The organism is Ideonella dechloratans, assembly GCF_021049305.1.
GTDB classification, from domain to species: Bacteria; Pseudomonadota; Gammaproteobacteria; order Burkholderiales; family Burkholderiaceae_C; genus Ideonella; species Ideonella dechloratans.
This window is the reverse complement of record NZ_CP088081.1, coordinates 3078832-3098557: the sequence shown is the minus strand read 5'-3', so window position 1 is coordinate 3098557 and position 19726 is coordinate 3078832. Positions and strand designations below refer to the sequence as shown.

The 19726-nt window shown below is 68.5% G+C and carries 11 protein-coding genes; 3 read left to right on the top strand and 8 right to left on the bottom strand.

The annotated features are described in order from the left end of the window. Positions 1 to 211 precede the first annotated feature (211 nt). Together uvrA and LRM40_RS14295 are read left to right on the top strand one after the other, a co-directional pair. The gene (gene uvrA, locus LRM40_RS14300; RefSeq protein WP_151124659.1) at positions 212 to 5884 is read left to right on the top strand and encodes an excinuclease ABC subunit UvrA; all 5673 of its coding nucleotides are present in this window, start codon (positions 212 to 214) and stop codon (positions 5882 to 5884) included. Between the two features lie 104 nt (positions 5885 to 5988). After that, entirely contained in the window at positions 5989 to 7122 is a 1134-nt protein-coding gene (locus LRM40_RS14295) for an HD-GYP domain-containing protein (RefSeq protein ID WP_151124660.1), read from the top strand. Positions 7123 to 7183: 61 nt separating this feature from the next. Here the strand turns inward: LRM40_RS14295 and LRM40_RS14290 are convergent, their stop codons facing one another. From LRM40_RS14290 to LRM40_RS14260, 7 genes are all read right to left on the bottom strand, one after another. Continuing rightward, positions 7184 to 9781, bottom strand: coding sequence for a M36 family metallopeptidase (locus tag LRM40_RS14290; protein WP_151124661.1), 2598 nt, complete (start codon positions 9779 to 9781; stop codon positions 7184 to 7186). Between the two features lie 167 nt (positions 9782 to 9948). After that, complete coding sequence (msrQ, locus tag LRM40_RS14285; protein WP_151124662.1) at positions 9949 to 10551, bottom strand: protein-methionine-sulfoxide reductase heme-binding subunit MsrQ; 603 nt, start codon at positions 10549 to 10551, stop codon at positions 9949 to 9951. Further along, on the bottom strand, positions 10551 to 11540 hold the full coding sequence (gene msrP / locus LRM40_RS14280; protein ID WP_151124663.1) for a protein-methionine-sulfoxide reductase catalytic subunit MsrP: 990 nt from the start codon (positions 11538 to 11540) through the stop codon (positions 10551 to 10553). The genes msrQ and msrP overlap by 1 nt, the downstream gene beginning before the upstream one ends. A gap of 99 nt (positions 11541 to 11639) precedes the next feature. Further along, on the bottom strand, positions 11640 to 12326 hold the full coding sequence (locus LRM40_RS14275; RefSeq protein ID WP_151124682.1) for a dienelactone hydrolase family protein: 687 nt from the start codon (positions 12324 to 12326) through the stop codon (positions 11640 to 11642). Between the two features lie 44 nt (positions 12327 to 12370). Next, complete coding sequence (ccsB, locus tag LRM40_RS14270; RefSeq protein WP_151124664.1) at positions 12371 to 13723, bottom strand: c-type cytochrome biogenesis protein CcsB; 1353 nt, start codon at positions 13721 to 13723, stop codon at positions 12371 to 12373. After that, on the bottom strand, positions 13720 to 15843 hold the full coding sequence (locus LRM40_RS14265; protein WP_231067563.1) for a cytochrome c biogenesis protein ResB: 2124 nt from the start codon (positions 15841 to 15843) through the stop codon (positions 13720 to 13722). Before LRM40_RS14265 ends, ccsB begins: the two co-directional genes overlap by 4 nt. Before the next feature lie 111 nt (positions 15844 to 15954). After that, positions 15955 to 16581 (bottom strand): c-type cytochrome, encoded by a 627-nt coding sequence (locus LRM40_RS14260; RefSeq protein WP_151124665.1) that lies wholly within the window; start codon positions 16579 to 16581, stop codon positions 15955 to 15957. 87 nt (positions 16582 to 16668) lie between these two features. Here LRM40_RS14260 and yihA point away from each other — a divergent pair, with 87 nt between their 5' ends. Further along, complete coding sequence (gene yihA, locus LRM40_RS14255; RefSeq protein ID WP_151124666.1) at positions 16669 to 17430, top strand: ribosome biogenesis GTP-binding protein YihA/YsxC; 762 nt, start codon at positions 16669 to 16671, stop codon at positions 17428 to 17430. Between the two features lie 21 nt (positions 17431 to 17451). On the opposite strand, the gene LRM40_RS14250 is transcribed toward yihA, so the two are convergent. After that, the gene (locus tag LRM40_RS14250) at positions 17452 to 19722 is read right to left on the bottom strand and encodes a patatin-like phospholipase family protein (RefSeq protein WP_151124667.1); all 2271 of its coding nucleotides are present in this window, start codon (positions 19720 to 19722) and stop codon (positions 17452 to 17454) included. Positions 19723 to 19726 lie beyond the last annotated feature (4 nt).

Genomic DNA, 19726 nt, shown 5'->3' with positions numbered 1-19726 from the left:
GACACGAAGCCTAAGGCCTGACTCGGGGGCTTGCCGAGGGATGTGGGGGTACGTACGGCCGCGTTTTACCCCCCCTTTACATTGCGACACCCGGGCGGGCAGGGGTGGGGGCCGGTCCGGCAATGACCGGGCGCTCACCGGGTGGGCCAGCCCCGTGTCAACATAAGCGGTTGATCTCCCCTTCCGGCCCTTCCACCACGTCCTGTCTGCCATGTCCTCCGGCCTGATCCACATCCGCGGCGCCCGCCAGCACAACCTCAAGAACCTGGACCTGGACATCCGCACCGGCGAGATGACGGTGGTCACCGGCCCCAGCGGTTCGGGCAAATCCAGCTTGGTGTTCGACACCCTCTACGCCGAGGGGCAGCGGCGCTATGTCGAGACCTTCTCGGCCTATGCCCGCCAGTTCCTGGACCGCATGGACCGCCCGGCGGTGGACAAGGTCGAGGGCGTGCCCCCGGCGATCGCGATCGACCAGACCAACCCGGTGCGCACCAGCCGCTCCACGGTGGGCACGATGACCGAGCTGAACGACCACCTGAAGCTCTTGTTCGCCCGGGCCGCCCAGCTGTTCGACCGCCAGACCGCGCTGCCGGTGCGGCACGACAACCCCGACACCATTTACGCCGACCTGCAGGCCCGGGCCGCGGCGGCGGGGGATCCGAGGTTGGTGCTCACTTTTCCTGTTGAGTTGCCCGCCAACACGACCGCCGAGCAGCTGGAACAGTGGCTGGCGGCCAGTGGCTTCAGCAGGGTGCAGGCCGAGCGGGTGGTGGGTGACAAGAAGCTGCTCGACGTGGTGGCCGACCGGCTGCGCCTGGGCAACGCCGAGCGCGCCCGGGTGATGGAGGCCATCGAGCTGTCGCTCAAGCGTGGGCAGGGGCGGCTGACCGTCTATGCCCTGCAAGAAGAAGGTGAGCCTTCACTCTGGAAGTACAGCACCGGCCTGCACTGCCCGGAAAGCGACCTGCGTTACAGCGAGCCGCAGCCGGCCCTGTTCAGCTTCAACTCCGCCTACGGCGCCTGCGAGACCTGCCGCGGCTTCGGCCGGGTGATCGGCGTGGATTTCGGCCTGGTCATCCCCGACGAGAAGAAGACCCTGCGCAACGGTGCCATCAAGCCGATGCAGACCCCGGCCTGGAAGGAGTGCCAGGACGACTTGGTCAAGTACGCGGGCGATGCCGGCATTCCGCGCGACACCGCCTGGAACCAGCTGACTCCCGCCCAGCGCGAATGGGTGATCGAGGGCTCGCCGAACTGGAACGGCAACTGGAACAAGCAGTGGTACGGGGTGCGCCGCTTCTTCGAGTACTTGGAGAGCAAGTCCTACAAGATGCACATCCGGGTGCTCTTGTCCAAGTACCGCAGCTACACCCCCTGCACCGTCTGCGGCGGCGCTCGGCTCAAGCTGGAGGCGCTGCTTTGGCGCGTGGGCTCCCAGGCCGACGCCGATGCCGTACTGCCGCCGGAAAAGCGCTTCCTGCCCCAGGGCGTGGGCTGGACGCGTGCGCAGCTGGAGGCCCTGCCGGGCCTGTCCCTGCACGACCTGATGCTGCTGCCGCTGGAGCGCCTGCGCCGCTTCTTCGACCAGCTGACCCTGCCCGACGCGCTGCGCGACGAGGCCTTCAAGCTGTTGCTGGAGGAAGTGCAGCATCGCCTGAAGTATTTGTGCGACGTGGGCCTGGGCTACCTGACCCTGGACCGCCAGAGCCGCACCCTGTCCGGCGGCGAGGTCCAGCGCATCAACCTGACCACCGCGCTGGGCACCTCGCTGGTCAACACCCTGTTCGTGCTGGACGAGCCGTCCATCGGCCTGCACCCGCGCGACATGAACCGCATCGTCCAGGCCATGCAGCGCCTGCGCGACGCCGGCAACACCCTGGTGGTGGTGGAGCATGATCCGGCGGTGATGCTGGCGGCCGACCGCCTGATCGACATGGGCCCCGGCCCGGGCGAGAAGGGCGGGCAGATCGTCTTCGACGGCGCGCCGGAGCAGGCCCGGGAGGCCGACACCCTGACCGGTGCCTACCTGGGCGCGCGCAAGTCGGTGGGCATGGGCTTCCGACGCTTTGTCGAGCCCGGCACGCCGCGGCTCATCCTGGAAGGCGCGCGGCAGAACAACCTGAAGAACCTCTCGGTCGAGTTCCCGCTGCAGCGGCTCACCGTGGTCACCGGCGTGTCCGGCTCGGGCAAGAGCACCCTGGTGCAGGACGTGCTGGTGCCGGCGCTGAACCGCCACTTCGGCCATGCCACCGAGACCCCGGGCCTGCACGACCGCCTGCTGGGCGCGGACCTGCTGGCCGACGTGGCCTTCGTGGACCAGTCGCCCATCGGCAAGACGGCGCGTTCCAACCCCGCCAGCTATGTCGGGGCCTTCGACGAGATCCGCAAGCTCTTCGCGGTGGCCCCGCTGGCGCAGGAGCGCAAGTACACCGCCGGCATGTTCAGCTTCAATGCCGGCGACGGGCGCTGCCCGACCTGCGGCGGTTCGGGCTTCGAGCATGTGGAGATGCAGTTCCTCTCCGACGTGTACCTGCGCTGCCCCGACTGCGATGGCAGCCGCTACCGCGCCGAGATCCTGGACGTGAAGATCGAGCGGGCCGGCCGCAGCCTGTCCATCGCCGACACGCTGGAGCTGACCGTCAGCGAGGCGGTGCAGTGCTTTGCCGGCGACCGCGAGGTGGTGGCCAAGTTGCAACCCATCGTGGACGTGGGCCTGGACTATGTGCGCCTGGGTCAGCCGGTGCCCACGCTCTCTGGCGGCGAGGCCCAGCGCCTGAAGCTGGCCGGTTTTCTGGCCGAGGCGGCGGGCCGGCCGCGCCAGCCGGTGGCCAAGAAGGGCACGCTCTTCGTCTTTGACGAGCCGACCACCGGCCTGCACTTCGACGACATCGCCAAGCTGATGCGCGCGCTGCGCAAGCTGCTGGACGCCGGCCATTCGCTGCTGGTGATCGAGCACAACCTGGACGTGATCCGCGCGGCCGACTGGCTGATCGACCTGGGCCCCGAGGGCGGCGACGCCGGGGGCGAGGTGGTGGCGGTGGGCACACCGGAAGACCTGCGCAGCCACCCCACGTCCCACACCGGCGCGGCCCTGCGTGAATACGATGGCGCCCTGCATGCGGGCGAAAAGACCGCCGCCGACAGCGGCAGCTACCTGGGCCGGGTGGTGCGCGAAAAGCGCGCCGAGGACGAGGCCATCCGCATCATCAACGCCCGCGAGCACAACCTGAAGGCGCTCAACGTCGACATCCCGCGGGGCAAGTTCAGCGTCATCACCGGCGTGTCCGGCTCAGGCAAGAGCACGCTGGCCTTCGACATCCTCTTCAACGAAGGTCAGCGCCGCTACCTGGAATCGCTCAACGCCTACGCCCGCTCCATCGTGCAGCCGGCCGGCCGGCCCGAGGTGGATGCGGTCTGGGGCATCCCGCCGACGGTGGCCATCGAGCAGCGCCTCTCGCGCGGCGGGCGCAAGTCCACCGTGGCCACCACCACCGAGGTCTGGCACTTCCTGCGTCTTTTGTGGGTCAAGCTGGGCCTGCAGCACTGCGTGCACGACGGCGCCCCGGTGATGCCGCAGACGGCCGAGAGCATCGCCGCCCAGCTGCTGCGCGACCACAAGGGCCAGCACATCGGGCTGCTGGCGCCGCTGGTGGTCAACCGCAAGGGCGTCTACACCGACCTGGCCAAGTGGGCCAAGGCGCGCGGCCACACCCACCTGCGGGTGGATGGCGAGTTCCTGCCGGTGGACCCCTGGCCGCGGCTGGACCGCTTCAAGGAGCACACCCTGGAGCTGCCGGTGGGCGACCTGGTGGTGAGCCCGGAGAACGAGGCCGAGCTGCGCCGTCTGCTGGCCCAGGCCCTGGACGTGGGCAAGGGCGTGCTGCACCTGCTGGCACCGCTGGACGGCCTGGCCCAGGCGCTGGAGGATGGCGATTCCACGCTGGGCATCGGCAGCGTCAAGGTCTTCTCGACCAAGCGGGCCTGCCCGGTCTGCGGCACCAGCTACCCCGAGCTGGACCCGCGCATGTTCAGCTACAACAGCAAGCACGGCTGGTGCACCAGCTGCGTGGGCACCGGCCTGGCGCTCACCCGCGAGCAGCGCAAGGCCTTCGATGACAGCGTGCGCGACGAGGACAACCGCGGCCGCGAGCAGAGCTTCCCCAGCGAGGAGCCGGAGGTCGAAGGCCTGGCCGGCGAGGCCTGCCCGGACTGCCATGGTGCCCGCCTGAACCCGATGTCGCGCGCGGTCAGCTTCCAGGGCGAGGGCATCCACGCCGTCGCCCAGTGGTCGGTCACCCAGACCCAGGCCTGGATCGAGGGCCTGAGCGCTGGCACCGCGATGAGCGCCCGCGAGCTGGGCATTGCCCGCGACGTCATCACCGAGATCCAGGGCCGGCTGGCCTTCCTCGAAGAAGTGGGCCTGGGCTACCTGACGCTGGACCGCGCTGCGCCCACGCTGTCCGGCGGCGAGGCCCAGCGCATCCGTCTGGCCGCGCAGCTGGGCAGCAGCCTGCAGGGGGTCTGCTACGTGCTGGACGAGCCGACCATCGGCCTGCACCCGCGCGACAACGGCATCCTGCTCAACGCGCTGCACCAGCTGGGCCAGAACGGCAACACCCTGGTGGTGGTGGAGCACGACGAGGACACCATCCGCCGGGCCGACCACATCATCGACATCGGCCCCGGCGCCGGCAAGCGCGGCGGCCGGCTGATCGCCCAGGGCACGGCGGCCGAGCTGGCGCTGCAGCCCGATTCGGTGACCGGCCGCTGCCTGGCCCATCCGCTGGTCCACCCGCTGCAGGCCCGGCGCGAGGTGACCCGGGCCACCCCGGCCCTGGAGCTGCGCGGCGCCCGCCTGCACAACCTGCAGCAGGTGGATGTGGATGTGCCGCTGGGCCGGCTGGTGGCGGTCACCGGTGTGTCCGGCTCCGGCAAGTCCACCCTGGCGCGCGACGTGCTGCTGGCCAATGTGGCGGCGCTGGTGGCGGCCAAGGGCCGCAAGAATGACGAGGCTGCGGCCCAGTCCGTCATCCTGCAGGGCTGCAGGAGCCTGAGCGGCTGGGGCGGCGTGGACCGGGTGCTGGAGGTCGACCAGACGCCGATCGGCAAGACACCGCGCTCCTGCCCGGCCACCTACATCGGCTTCTGGGACGCCATCCGCAAGCTCTTCACCGAGACGCTGGAGGCCAAGGCCCGGGGCTACACCGCGGCGCGCTTCTCCTTCAACACCGGCCAGGGCCGCTGTCCGGCCTGCGAGGGCCAGGGCATGCGCACCATCGAGATGAGCTTCCTGCCCGATGTGAAGGTGCCCTGCGACGTCTGCCACGGCCAGCGCTTCAACACCGAGACGCTGGCGGTGACCTGGCGCGGCAAGAGCATCGGCGACGTGCTGAAGATGGAGGTGGACGAGGCGGTGGAGTTCTTCGCCAGCATGCCGTCCATCGCCCACCCGCTGCAGCTGCTCAAGGACGTGGGCCTGGGCTACCTGACCCTGGGCCAGCCCAGCCCCACGCTGTCCGGCGGCGAGGCCCAGCGCATCAAGCTGGTGACCGAGCTGACCAAGGTGCGCGACGAGGTGGGCCGGCGCGGCCAGAAGGCGCCCCACACCCTCTATGTGCTGGACGAGCCCACGGTGGGCCTGCACATGGCGGACGTGGAGCGCCTGATCCGGGTGCTGCACCGCCTGGTGGACGGCGGCCATTCGGTGGTGGTGATCGAGCACGACCTGGACGTGATCGCCGAGGCCGACTGGGTGCTGGACCTGGGGCCCGAGGGCGGCACCGGCGGCGGCCGGGTGGTCTGCGCCGGTGCGCCGGAGGCCCTGGTGGCCGCCGGCACCCACACCGGCCACGCCCTGCAACCGGTGCTGGCGCGGCGCTGAGCCGGTTCGAGGCGGGGTGATCCAGGCCTCAAGCTGGCGGCGCGGCTGCCGATGTCAGGACATTGATCCGACTTCCGGGCCTCGCCCAAGGGGCCACCCCTGTCATGCGCGTCTGCTCCCTCGCTTCCGTCCAGAACTGCATCGAGCTCGGCCAGCCGCTGCAGTTCAGCGTGCGCGACGAGGGCCGCCTGCTGCTGCTGGCCAAGGGGCAGGTGATTGCCGATCAGCGTCAGCTCGAGGACTTGTTCCGTCGCGGCGCCCTGGTGGAAGCCGATGAACTGGTGGGTCTGGTGCCCGTGGCCCGCCGAGGCACGCCCCCCCAGCGCCCTGCCGCCCTGTCCCGGGCCTGGGACCGCTGTGCGCAGGACATGCGGCAGCTCTTCAACACCGAGCCCGCGGCCTTGGCCGAGGCGATCGACGGCGCCACCGACGAGCTCCTGGGCCTGATCCAGGCGGCGCCAGCGTTGGCGCTCTCCCGGGTGGTGAGGCAACCCAGCAGCGGTGGCGGGCACTACGGCGTGCGCCACTCCATCCATGCCGCCACGGCCTGCCAGGCGGCGGCACGGTTCCTGGGCTGGAGCGACAGCGATCAGCGGCGGGCCTTCCAGGCCGCGTTGACGATGAACATCGCGATGGTGGATCTGCAGGCGCGGCTGGCCACGCAGGTGTCGCCTCTGACCGCGCGCCAGCGCGAAGCCATCCACGAGCATCCCCATCGCGGTGCCCAGATGCTGGCCGATGCCGGCATCCGAGATGAGGCCTGGCTGCAGGCCGTCCGCCTGCACCACGAGTTGCCGGATGGCTCTGGCTACCCCGCGGGCACATCCGAGCGCAGCGAACTGGCGGAGATGCTGCGCTTTGCCGATGTCTACACCGCCCGCCTGAGCGACCGGGCCGACCGCCCGGCCATCAGTGCCCGCCAGGCGGGCCGGGAACTGCACCAGATGGCGGCCGCCAGCCCCCTGGCCGGCGCGCTCATCAAGGCCTTCGGCATCTTTCCGCCGGGCAGTGTCGTGCGCCTGGTCAGCGGCGAGATGGGGATCGTCGTGCGCAACGGCGAAAAGGCCTATCACCCGCATGTCGCCATCCTCACCACGGCGACGGGGGAGCCCCGCCTGTCGCCCAAGCTCGCCGACACCTCGCGCGACAGCCATGCGGTATCGGCCCTGCTGCCGGCCCATGCCATGCCGATGCTGATCAGCGAGGAAACGATCGCCGGACTGATCGCCGCGGCCTGAGCCGCCCGAGAAAGAAAAAGCCCGCCGAGGGGCGGGCTTTTCGGTGCGGTCGCGGTGCGACTCAGGGGGTCGGGGTGGCGACCACGTAGCTCTCGGTCACGCCGACGTTGTCGGTGCTGTTGCGGTCCGGACCGACGGCGCCCAGGCCCATGCCGCGCTTGGCGAAGGCGGTGGCCCAGATCATGAAGTCGGCGTCGTCCGTGGCATCGGCCACCGACAGGATGGCGTCACGCGCTTCGAGCATGGTCGGCGCGTTGGGCGTCATCTTCAGGCCGGCGATGATGTAGTCCTGCACCTTGCTGCGGGCCTGCTTGAAGCTGTAGCGGCCGTCCTGCAGGAAGCCGGCATAAGCCTCCCACAGCACGTTGGCCCAGATCTCGCCGGTGTTGTGCACCTCGGCGTTGCTGGAGCCATCCTGGCCGAAGGCCAGCGGAGCGGTGGTGGGCAGGGCCACGCCGTTCTGGATGTGCTTGAAGGTCAGCGGGTTCTTGGCGAAGTCCGTCGAGTAAGGCGCACGGCGGATGCCGAAGTAGTAGTCGCCCAGCACGTAGCCGCCCACCGAGTACGCACCATTCCAGGTCGGGTTGGTCTTGACCTGGGTGTCGTCCTGGCGCACCTGCAGCAGCATGGTGTTGAAGTCGCTCCAGCCCTCGCCCATGCCACGCCCCTGGTTGTTGGACAGGCCGCTGCCGTTGCCCACCAGGCGGTTGCTCACGTAGTGGAAGAACTCGTGGGCGATGATGCCTTCGTCGATGGTGCCGTCCAGGTCGACCGCGGGGTTGCGCTGCATGTGCACGCTCACCGGGCCGGCCGATGCCTTCACGGCGTTGCCGTCGTCCAGGCTGATCATCATGGCCGGGATGCTGACCGTGGTGGTGTTGTCGCTGGCCATCGCGATGGGCGAGCCCGCCACGTTGTTGACGATCACAGCCGCCACGGCGCCGGCATCCTGGGCCATCTTGGCCTTGACCGCAAAGCTGCAGTTGCCGCGGTCGATCAGGGCGATCTTGCCGGCCACAGCGGCGCCATTGGTGAGGGCGGTGCAGGCGTCGGTGTTGGGTGCCACGCCGTCGTCCACCAGCTGCAGCGTGCCGGTCAGGTCGAAGCTCTGCGGGCCGAAGGCGGCCGTGCCGAAGGTGAACTTGCCCGCCAGGGAAGCCGGATCGAGCACCTTGAATTCGCCGGTGACGAGACCATCGAACAGGTACATCTGCATGCGCGGCGAGCCACCGTCGGCGGGCGTGGACATGTTGGCGTTGTTGCGGCCGGAGTAGTCCTGGCCTTCGGCCAGGATCGGGTCGCCTTCGACGCCGCCGCGGCCGTAGTTGCTGACCTGGGCGTTACCGGCGGCTTCGTTGAAGCCGTGGTCGTACCAGAAGTCATGCAGCCAGTTGTTCATGTAGAACAGGTTGACCACCGCCGCGTTCTTCGCCGGGGTGGTGCTCGGGTCCACGTCGCCCTGCAGCGGGTAGTCGAAGGTGTTGGCCGCGGTGGTGGTGGCCATCACGTCGCCGCGGGCCGGGGAGTAGCCGTTGGGCGACGCCAGGTCCAGGTAGGCCTTGACGTTGTTGCCCGAGGTCGAGGTGGCACCGTTGGCCAGCCACGGGTCCTGGGTCGAGATCTTGTTGCTGGCCGACTGGGTGATCAGGCGCGAGGCGGCGTCCTTGCGCGGCACCGACTTGGTGTAGTCGAACTTCTTGAACGGCTCCATGCCGTTGCCCAGCGGGGAGTCGTACGGCACGCCGTACTTGTCCGCCAGCATGCGGTAGGTGTAGGGCGTGGCGGTCTCGAAGGTGGTCAGGTTCTTGCGGAACAGCACGCTGCCGTCCTCGGCCGAGACCACATAGCCGTAGTCGAGCTGGCGGGCCCCGTCACGCGTGGCGGCCGAGAGCTCGATGTAGTAGCCCGGCACCATCTTGCCGTTCAGGGCGTACAACACCGGCTTGACGCGCGGGTCGGCTTCCAGCTGCAGGTCACCCTGGCCGGCCGGGCGGGCCCAGGTGCGGTAGGCGCCCTTGGTGGCGCCCGCGGTGAAGTTGCCGCTGACCTTGCCGCCCAGGTTGGCGAAGGCCTTGACGATGGCCTGGGGCGCGCTCAGCGAGTACTTGGCGGCGGCCAGGCTGGTGGCGTCCGCCTGAGAGGCGAAGTAGCCGCCGATCGCGACCAGACGGCTGTTGCGGTCCATCAGCACGCTGATGTCGCGGTTGAACACCTCGACACCACCCACGCGCTGGCGGAAGCGCTGGATCACCGGGCCATTGGCGCTGGCCTGGTGGTCGAACAGCTGGGCGTCGTTGATGGCGCTCTGGCTCAGGCCCAGGGCGCTGGCGTGACGGGCCAGGAAGTGGCGCGCCGTGGCCTCATGCAGGGCCTGGCCGGTCAGGCTGCTGCGCAGCGTGGACACCTCGGCACCCTTCTTGGCCCACAGGAAGGTCATACCCAGGCGGCTGTCGTACTGGCTGCGGAAGCCGAAACGCGACACCTGGGTATCGGCCGTCTGGCGCAGCGAGGCGGGGGCCGACTGACGGGTTTGCAGGGCGGCATCGAAGTCGGGCAGATCACCCGACTTGAATTGGGCGGACAGGGGGGAGGCCGCCGGGGCGGCCAGACTGCCGGCAGCCCACAGTGCAGCGATGGTTCCCAGGACAAGGTGACGCATGGTTCGGAACTTCCAGAAAGGAGCGCCGCGCGACCACCCGGTGGGACATTCGCGCTGGCCACACCGCTTCCGTGCCCCGGTCCGGGCCCGAAAACGAACGAAGGGTTCCGATTCTCAGCGTTGCGCTTTGTTTCCGGGCGATGAAGACGCCTTCGGATTAGGGGTGGTCAATTCCCGATGCGCCAGCGCTGCCAGCGCCAGGTCAACAGGCCCAGGATGACCATGCCGTAGAGGGCGACCTCGGCGAAATCGTTCTTGCCAGCCTTGACCCAGAAGAAGTGCAGCAGGCCCGCCAGGGCGATGCCATAGACAGTTTTGTGGAGGTCCTGCCAGCGTCGTCCCCCCATGGCGCGGATGGCCGCATTGAAGGAGGTGGCCGCCAAGGGGAGCATGGCCAGCCAGGCGGCCGTGCCCACCAGGATGAAGGGGCGCTTGGCCACGTCGTGGACCAGGGCCGCCCAGTCCAGGCCCTGGTCCAGCCAGGCGTAGGCCAGCCAGTGCAGGGTGCCGTACAGGAAGGTGGTCACGCCCAGGCTGCGCCGCCAGCGCGCCAGCGCGTGCCAGCCGGTCCAGGTGCGCAGCGGAGTGACCAGCAGGGTCAGGCACAGCAGACGCAGGGTCCAGTCGCCCAGACCGCGGATCAGGGCCTCGGCGGGGTTGGGGCCGAGGGCATCATGGAAGCCGCGCCACAGCAGGGACGCGGCAGGCGCGGCCAGCAACAGCCACAGCACCGGCTTGGCCGCCGGGTGCAACAACCAGCGTTGGACCATCAGTAGTACTTCTTCAGATCCATGCCGGCGTAGAGCGAACCCACCTGGGCCTCGTAGCCGTTGAACATCAGCGTCGGGCGCTTGCGGGTGAACAGGCCGTCCTCGCCGATGCGGCGTTCGGTGGCCTGGCTCCAGCGAGGGTGATCCACGTGCGGGTTCACATTGGAGAAGAAACCGTATTCCTCCGGCGCCGCCCGGGTCCAGCTGCTGACCGGCTGCTGTTCGACCAGGCGGATCTTCACCAGGCTCTTGGCGCTCTTGAAACCATACTTCCAGGGCACCACCAGGCGCACGGGTGCGCCGTTCTGCTTGGGCAGCACCTCGCCGTACAGGCCCATGGCCAGCAGGGTCAGCGGGTGCATGGCCTCGTCCATGCGCAGGCCTTCGCGGTAGGGCCAGTCCAGCACGCCCGAGCGCAGGCCGGGCATCTGCGCCGGATTGGCCTGTGAGACGAACTCGACGTACTTGGCATTGCCGGTGGGCTGCACCTGCTTGATCAGTTGCGACAGCGAATAGCCGATCCAGGGAATCACCATGGACCAGCCCTCCACGCAGCGCAGGCGGTAGATGCGCTCCTCCAGCGGGGCCAGCTTGAGCAGATCCTCGATGCCGAAGGTGCGCGGCTTCTGCACTGCACCTTCGATCGTGACCGTCCAGGGCCGGGTCTGCAGGCTGTCGGCCAGGCGCCCGGGGTCGCCCTTGTCGGTGCCGAACTCGTAGAAGTTGTTGTAGTGGGTGAGGTCGGCGTAGGACGTGGGTTTGTCCATCACGATGGCCCCTGCCACGCCGGATCGGCCGGCGGCCAGCTTGGGCAGCTTGCCCGGGCCGGTCAGGGCCTGGGCTTGGGCGTTCAGGCTGGACAGACCCGCCAGGCCCATGCCTGCCGCGGCCGCGGCCTGCATCCATTGGCGGCGGTTCTGCCAGAGATCTCGGGGCGTGATGTCCGAGGCAACAGGGTGCCGGAAACCGCGGTCTTTCAGGGGGTGCATGGCGAATCCTCGTGAAGGGCGGCCGTGCCGCCATGGCAGGGCTTCTCCATGAGTCGCGCCAGCCGTCCGGACCTTACGACCGGGCCGGCGCCGACAAGTTCACCCCAGGTGCTGGCGCAGGAAGGCCAGGGTGCGCTCCATCGCCAGGGCGGCACAGGCCGGGTCGTAGCGGTTGGTCGGCACGCGGTGAGGGTCCACCTGGGTCTCGTTGGCGAAGGCGTGCATTGCCTCGTAGGTGTGGAAGGTCGTGGAGACGCCGGCGTCCTTCAACTTGGCCTCCAGCACGGGCACGGTGGCCACCGGGAAGAAGGCATCCTGCGTCGCGAAGTGACCCATCACCGCGGCGCGGATCTTGGTGGCATCGATGTATTCCAGCGGCGGGAAGCCGTACCAGGCCACCGCGGCCGCCAGTTCCGGCGAGAAGCAGGCCGACAGCAGCGTGAGCGCCCCGCCCATGCAGTAGCCGGTCACGCCCAGCCTGGTGCTGCCGCTGGCCTGCAGGTGCAGCACCGCACCGCGGATGTCCTGGCTGGCTGCGTCGGCGAAGTCCAGCGCGTTCATCAGGTGCTCGGCCTCCTCGGCCTCCACCGTGGATTGGCCACGGTAGAGGTCAGGCACCAGCACGCGGTAGCCGGCCTGGGCATAGGCTCGGGCCACGCCCTTGATCTGATCGTTCAAGCCCCACCATTCCTGGATCAGCACCAGGCCCGGCGCGCCTTGAGGCTGGGCCGGCTCCACCAGCCAGCCCTGGGCGGTCTGGCCGTCGGGGCGCTTGAACTCGATCATCTGGCTCATCACACGGTCTCCTGTTCCACGTTGTCAGTGCGGTCTCACAAGGTGCCGTAGGAGTGCAGGCCCGACAGGAACATGTTCACGCCCAGGAAGGCGAAGGTGGTCACCACCAGCCCGCTCAGGGCCCACCAGGCGGATGCCACGCCACGCAGGCCCTTCATCAGGCGCATGTGCAGCCAGGCCGCATAGTTCAGCCACACGATCAGGGCCCAGGTTTCCTTCGGGTCCCAGCTCCAGTAGCCGCCCCAGGCTTCGGCCGCCCAAAAGGCGCCCAGCACGGTGGCGATCGTGAAGAAGGCGAATCCCACGGCAATCGCTTTGTACATGACGTCATCCATCACGGTCAGCGTGGGGGTTTTGGCGTTGATCGGGCGACGCAGGGACACCATCAGGGCGAAGAACAGCGCGGTGCCACCGATCAGGCGCACGGCCTTCCAGGCGGCGTCCACGGGGGCATCCGGGGCGCTGGCCAGGGCGGCGTAGCCCGCAATGCCCACGGCGAGCACGCCGGGCACCGCCACCAGGCCCGTCCACAGCGAGCGTGGTGCCGATTCCTTGAGCAGACAGGCCAGGCCGACCATGGCGGCCAGGGCGAAGGTGCCGTAACCGATGAAGTTGGCCGGCACGTGCAGCTTCATCCACCAGCTCTGCAGCGCGGGCACCAGGGGCTGGATCTCCTGGGCATCGCGCACCAGGGTGTACCAGAGCAGGAAGCCCACCGCGGCGCTGACCACCAGCATCACGAAGGGGCCCAGCGAGCGGATCTTGTAGTGGGCTTCGTAGTAGAGGTAGAACAGCGTGGTCAGCCAGCAGAACAGCACGAAGACCTCGTAGAGGTTGCTGACCGGGATGTGACCGATGTCCGGGCCGATCTGGTGGCTCTCGAACCAGCGCACCATGGTGCCCGTCAGCGCCATGAAGACCGCTGCCCAGGCCAGGCCGGAGCCCACCTTCAGGCCCAGCGCGTTCTCGCCGCCCTGGCGGGTGAAGAAGCCGATCCAGTAGAACAGGGTGCTCATGTAGAAGAGCACGCTCATCCACATGATGGCGCTCTGGCTGGCCAGGAAGTACTTCAGCAGGAAGACCTTGTCGCCGGCGGCCAGATCGGCACCGAAGTTGTCCAGATGCTGGTTGTAGAGCGAGATGGCCAGCAGGGTGGCCGCCCCCACGCCCAGGCTGAGCGTGCGCAGCGGGCCCCAGAACCAGCCCAGGCCGATCAGGCTGGGCACGGCTCCCAGCAGGATGCCGCGCTCGTACACGTCCATCGAGCTGCCGTAGCGCTGAAAGGCGTAGCCGGCGCCCAGCACGATGCACAGGGCATAGAGCCAGTCATAGGCGCCGCGCTGGCTGAACCAGCCGGGCTTGCCGACCGCGAGGGTGGTGGTGGTCATCGCGTGGTGTCTCCGGAAAGGGCAGACGGGCCGAGAAGGTCCTGCCGCATGGCGTTGAAATCGGCATCGATGTCCAGCGTGCGGCGCGGGGTGGACATGGCCATGAGAACGCGGGTGTGTCCATCGCCGGCGGGACTCAGCCACACCCAGAGCCGACGTTCACGAATGTAGAGCATCGCGAAGACACCCAGGATCAGCAGCACCGCACCCAGATAGACCAGCTTCTTGCCGGGGGCGCGGGCCACCTGGAACACGCTGGCTTGGACCTGGTTGAAGCCGCTGAGTTGCATCATCAGGGGCGCCGGGTAGAAATAACTGTCCGACAGGGCCATCACCGCCTGGGTCATGAAGGCCTGGGTGCTGGCGTCCGACGGGAGCGGTGCCAGGCCATCGGCCTGACGCGCCATCTGCTCCAGTTCGAACAGCGATCCGTTGAGGATGCGCAGCAGCACATCGGCCACCCGCTGGCGGTCGGCCTGGGGCACCGTACCTTCAATGAACTGGCTCAGCGCGGCCAGTCCTCCGGGGACCGGGTCGGACTTGGCCGCCTTCTCGGCACCGGCGAACAGGGCCAGGGCGCGCTCGCCGGTGACCCGCAGCTGGTCACGCATCTCGGGGCGGTTGGCCGGCGTGGCGCTGTCGGCATAGCGCTGGGCCGCCTGGCGGCGCAGCGCAGGGTCGGCCAGGGCGCGGCGCAAGTGCAGCCAGCCGTTCATGCTGTTCTGGTCATCGACCGGGATGCGCAGGTAGCGGAAGTTCTCGTCGGTGGCCTCGCGCACGCCCATCACGAAGACGCGCTGGCCGTCGATCTCCAGCGGCAGCATGTAGTTCTGGAACTCGCGGGCCTGGCCGCTGGCGTCGCGCAACTTGTAGGTGAAGGACGGCCCCACGTTGTGCAACTGCTTCTTCTTGTCCGGGTTGATGCCGGCGCCCAGGTGCTTGTCCAGGGCACCGCCCAGGTCCACCTTGCGCACATCCGTGCCCTTGGCGTTGGCCTCGCCCAGGTTCTCGACGTTGATGACCCGCAGGCCGGTCAGCTCCAGCGTGTACTTGTCGCCCCCCCCGGTCAGGGGCAGGCTGTCGCCGATGCGGCCCTTGAACACCAGCGGCGGGCCGTTGCCGGCCAGCGGTTGGGCGGTGAGCTCCAGCAGCGAACCGCCGTCCTCGAAGCTGCTCTGGTAGATGGCCACCCCGCGGTGGAACACCGGCTCGTTGACCTTGACCATGGCCTCGGTGGTGGCGCCGGTGTCGTGGTCGTGCAGCACGATCTTGCTGGCGAACAGCTTGGGCATGCCGGTGTCGTAGTACTCGACGATGAACTTCTTGAGTTCGACATCGAAGTCCAGGTCCTGCAGCACGATGCCGTTGGGCATGCTCAGCACCGCGGTGCCGGCGCGCCCGCCCTCGGGCACGAACAGGTTGCCGCGGAAGGTGGGGTTGGTGGCCGGCAGCCGGTGTTCCGGGGCGACGTCCTTGATCAATCCGCCGCCTTCGAAGGTGCTCTTGCCGGTCAGCCACATCTGGGCGCGCACCACCAGATCGCCGTCGAACAAGCCGCCCAGGCAGACCAGCACGACGGCCGAGTGGGCCGCCAGGTAGCCGATCTTGTTGAGCCGACCCTGGCGGGCGGCGACCATGGTGCCGTCCTCGCGGACCTGGGCGCGTGCCTGCCAGCCGCGGCGGGCCAGCAGGTCGGACACCTGCTGCAGCGCCACGTCGCCGTTTGCGGCCAGTTCGCCTTCGGCCTTGTGGTGGAAGGCCTTGAGCGACTGGGCGCGCACATGCTCCTTGAAGCTGCGCAGGTCGTTCAGGATCTTGGGGGTGTTGCGGGCGATGCACAGGCTGGTCGACAGCACCAGAAAGCCCAGGATCAGCAGGAACCAGGGGGCGCTGTAGACGTTGAAGAGATGGAAGCGGCCGAACACGTCCGCCCAGAAGGGGCCGAACTGGTTGATGTAGTTGTTCAGCGGCTCGTTCTGTTTGACCACCGTCCCGATGACCGAGGCAATGCAGATCACGCACAGCAGCGTGATGGCAAAGCGCATCGAGGACAGCAGTTCCAGGCTGTCACGCCAGGCGCGTTGGGGCAGGGAGAGCGAGGCTCCGTGGGAGGCGGTCATGCGGCGATTATCAGGGGCCGTGGGGCCAACAAGACAAAGGCCGGTCAGCGACCGGCCTTTCACGGGGAATTCAGGAAACCTTCAGCCTGGCACGGCTGATTCTGCCGGGGCTCAATGCAGGCCGGCCACGTAGTCGGACACGGCCTTGATCTCGGCGTCGCTCATGCGGCCGGCGATGTCCATCATCTGCGGGCTGTTGGTGCGGGCGCCGCTGCGGAAGGCGGTCAACTGGGCTTCCACGTACTCGGCGTGCTGGCCGCCCAGACGCGGGTACTGCACCGGGATGCCGGCACCGCTGGGGCCGTGGCAGCCGGCGCAGGCGGGCACCTTGCGCTCGGCGATGCCACCACGGTAGATCAACTCGCCCAGGGCCACGGTGTCCTTGTTCTTCGCAGCACCGGCCACCGGCTTCTTGCTGGCGTAGAAGGCGGCCACGTTCTTCATGTCGGCCTCGGTCAAGGGGGCGGCCATGCCGTTCATGATGGGGTTGACGCGCTTGTTGGCCTTGAACTCGGTCAGCTGCTTGACGAGATACTCGGGGTGCTGGCCCTGCAGAATGGGGTAGGTCGGCAGGCCACGGGTGCCGTCGTTGGTGTGGCAGGCGCCACAGGTCACGGCAATCGCTTGACCGCGGGCCAGATCCGGCTTGAACGGGGCCGCAGCTTCGGCGGCATGAACGGAACCCGCCATCAGGGCTGCGAGCACGAGGGAACTGGCGAACGCGACAGGAGACTTCATTCGGAGGGCCTCGGGGATTGTGGAATTTGTGGGTGTTGGCATGCCAGCGCAAGCCAGCAATCAAACCAGGGAATTCTAGAATGTGCCATGCGTGAAACCTCCAGCCAAAGTCGTTCGGATTTGTCCGAACTCAAACACCCTGCATTGGCCTGGGCTCACAGTGCTCGTTTCCTGACCACGGCCAGCCAGCTCAACCAGCTCCCGCCCGGGGATCTGGGCGAGATCGCTTTTGTCGGTCGCAGCAATGCCGGCAAGTCCACCGCGATCAATGCACTGGCCCAACGCCGACAGCTGGCATTTGCCTCCAAAACCCCCGGACGCACCCAGCATATCAACCTCTTTGCCCTGGGGCCGCGAGATGCCCCTGACGCCTATCTGGCGGATTTGCCGGGCTACGGCTATGCCACCGTGTCCCGGACCGAGAAGGTGCGCTGGCAGAAGGTGATGGCCGACTACCTGGAGGTGCGTCGCAACCTCAACGGCGTGGTGCTGCTGGTGGACAGCCGCCTGGGGCTGACACCGCTGGATGAACGTCTGCTGGAATTCGTTTCGCCGCGGATCAACACCGGCGAAGTCAAGTTGCTGGTGGTGCTGACCAAGGCGGACAAGCTCAACCGCCGGGAGCAGCAGGCGGCGCTGTCGGCCGTGCAGGAGCAACTGGGCGCTCGCGTGAGCGAGCAGGCCGATGTGGGCATGCTGCTGTTTTCAGCCACCAAGCATCAGGGGCTGGCGGACCTGGCCGAGACTGTTCATGGCTGGGTGCATCCGCAATCCGGCCCGGCGGTGACGCCGGCGACCGATGCCACCGAGGCCGCCGACGAAGCCGACCTCGGGGACTCGGCGGACTGACTCCGGCCTGTCCGCGCCGGCTCAGGGCCGGCCGATGACCAGCGCCATCCCGGCCTCACCCCGCGGGGCCCAGGTCAGGCCCAGGTACATGGGGCCCAGTCCCGTGTCGGCCCCGAGGAAGAGGCTTCCCCCATAGCGCAGGCCGGTCAGCCGCAGGTCGTGGTAGTCCAGCCAGGCGTTGCCGGCTTCCACGCTGGTGCCCACGAAGAATCCTCGGGCGAACACCGGGGTTTCGGCCAGGCGCATGTACCAGTTCAGCCGGCCGTAGACCAGGGCGTTGCCGCTGATCTGGCCCGGCTGGTAGCCGGAGAGTTGCTGGAAGCCGCCCAGGCTGTAGCGCCCCACGGCGGACGCGGAGGCGGTGTTGGCGGCCTTCACCTCACCGTGCAGGGTGAGGGTCTGGCGCCCCCAGCTCACCGCACCGGTGGCCTGGCTCTCCACCCAGGCCAGGTTGTTGTCACCGTCCTTGGCGTGGCGCGTGCCGACCAGGGCCTCGGTTTCGAAGCGGTAGCCCCGTTGGGGGAAGTTGGCATAGTCCAGCTGGTCCACCACCACCCGTCCCCGCAGGCCCATCTCCTGCCAGGTTTCCTGTGTGCTGGCCAGGGCATCGGTGCTGCCCGCCAGCAGCGGGTCGCTGCGGGTGGCTTCGTAGACCGGGCCCAGGCGCACCTCGCCCAGGTTGCCCCAGGGCTGGCCCAGGTCCAGGCCGACGCGCAGCTGCGAGCGGCGCAGTTCGCCGATCTTGTCACCGCCGTTGCGGTTGAAGACGGAGAGCTTGGCACGCTGGGCATCGGTCCAGCCTGCCAGGAACCAGTCATCGGACAGGCCGATGTTCCAGTTCAGCGGGTGGTAGAGCTCGGTGAACAGACGGGGCACCTCGCCGATCTGCACGGCCGCGCGCCATTCCGTGCCGTTGGGCGTGAGCCAGTGCCGGTTGAGGGCGAGCTTGACGTTGAAGGCGCTGTTGCCGCTGAAGTCGGTCGACAGGTCGAGGCCGGCGTTCAGGTAGGTCGGGCCCCAGGGCTTGTCTTCCAGCGTGAACACCAGGCCATCGCCGCGCGTGTCGTGGACCAGGCGGTAATCGGCCTGCACATAGTCTCCGCTGGCGGCCAGGTAGCGTGCGTCCTGTTCGGCCTTGCTCGGATCGAAGGGCTCGCCGGCCTTGCTCTGGAGCTGGGGCTGCAAGCGCCCGGGGTTGGTGGCCGTGCTGCCGCTGAAGGCCACGAAGTCGAGCTGGGTCGGCGGAACACTGGGTGCCTGGGTGGCGAGCTGCCAGTCCGCGTACGAGGTGGCGGGCACGGTCAGAGCGGCCAGTTGGTCGGCGCTGGCCCGTGCGCCGGCTTCGCCGATGTCGATCAGCTGGGCGACCTTGTCGAAATCGCCCGAGGTCAGGTTGCCGAGCCGGGGCTGGATCAGGATGTCTCGCGGGCCCAGCGAATCCAGGCTGCGCCGCACGTTCTGCTCGGTCAGGATGTTGATCATCTGGGCCGTGAGCCCGATGGCCGAGTTCAGGGTCTCGCGGCCTGCCAATGGCGTGCCGATGTTGACGACGATGACGATGTCCGCGCCCATGGCGCGGGCCACATCCACCGGCACGTTGTCCACCAGACCGCCATCGCCCAGGATGCGCCCGTTCACCTCGGTGGCCGGGAACACGCCGGGCACGCTCATGCTGGAGCGCAGGGCCGTGGCCAGGTCGCCCTGGTCGAGGATGACCGGCTGGCCCGTCTCCATGTCGGTGGCCACAGCCCGGAACGGAATGGGCAGGCGGTTGAAGTCGCTGATCTCCTGTGCCGGCAGGGTGTAGCGCCGGAGCAGGGCATCCAAGCCTCGGCTGGAGACGGCGCCCTGCGGCGCGCGGAACTCGCCATCGCGCCAGCCCAGTTCCAGTGCGGTGCTGAGCTCGAAGTCCTGTTCCTTGCGCCGCTGCGACAGTTCCTCCCGGCTCACCCGGGTGGAGAACAGGTTGGTCCAGTTGATCTTCTTGAACGCATCCTCGATCTGGTCGGCCTTCATGCCGCTGGCGTACAGGCCACCGACGATGGCGCCCATGGAGGTGCCGGCGATCACGTCGATCGGGATGTGCTTTTCCTCCAGCACCTTCAGCACGCCCACATGGCTGATGCCGCGGGCACCACCGCCGGACAGCACCAGCCCGACCCGGGGGCGTTGGAGGCGCGGCGCGGAGGCCGCCGTTTCCGCGGGCTCCACCGGGGCCGGAGGTGGTGTGGCGCCCCAGACTGCGGCATGGAGGCAGCCCAGCAGCAGGGCGGTGGTCAGGAGGCGTTGCATGGGG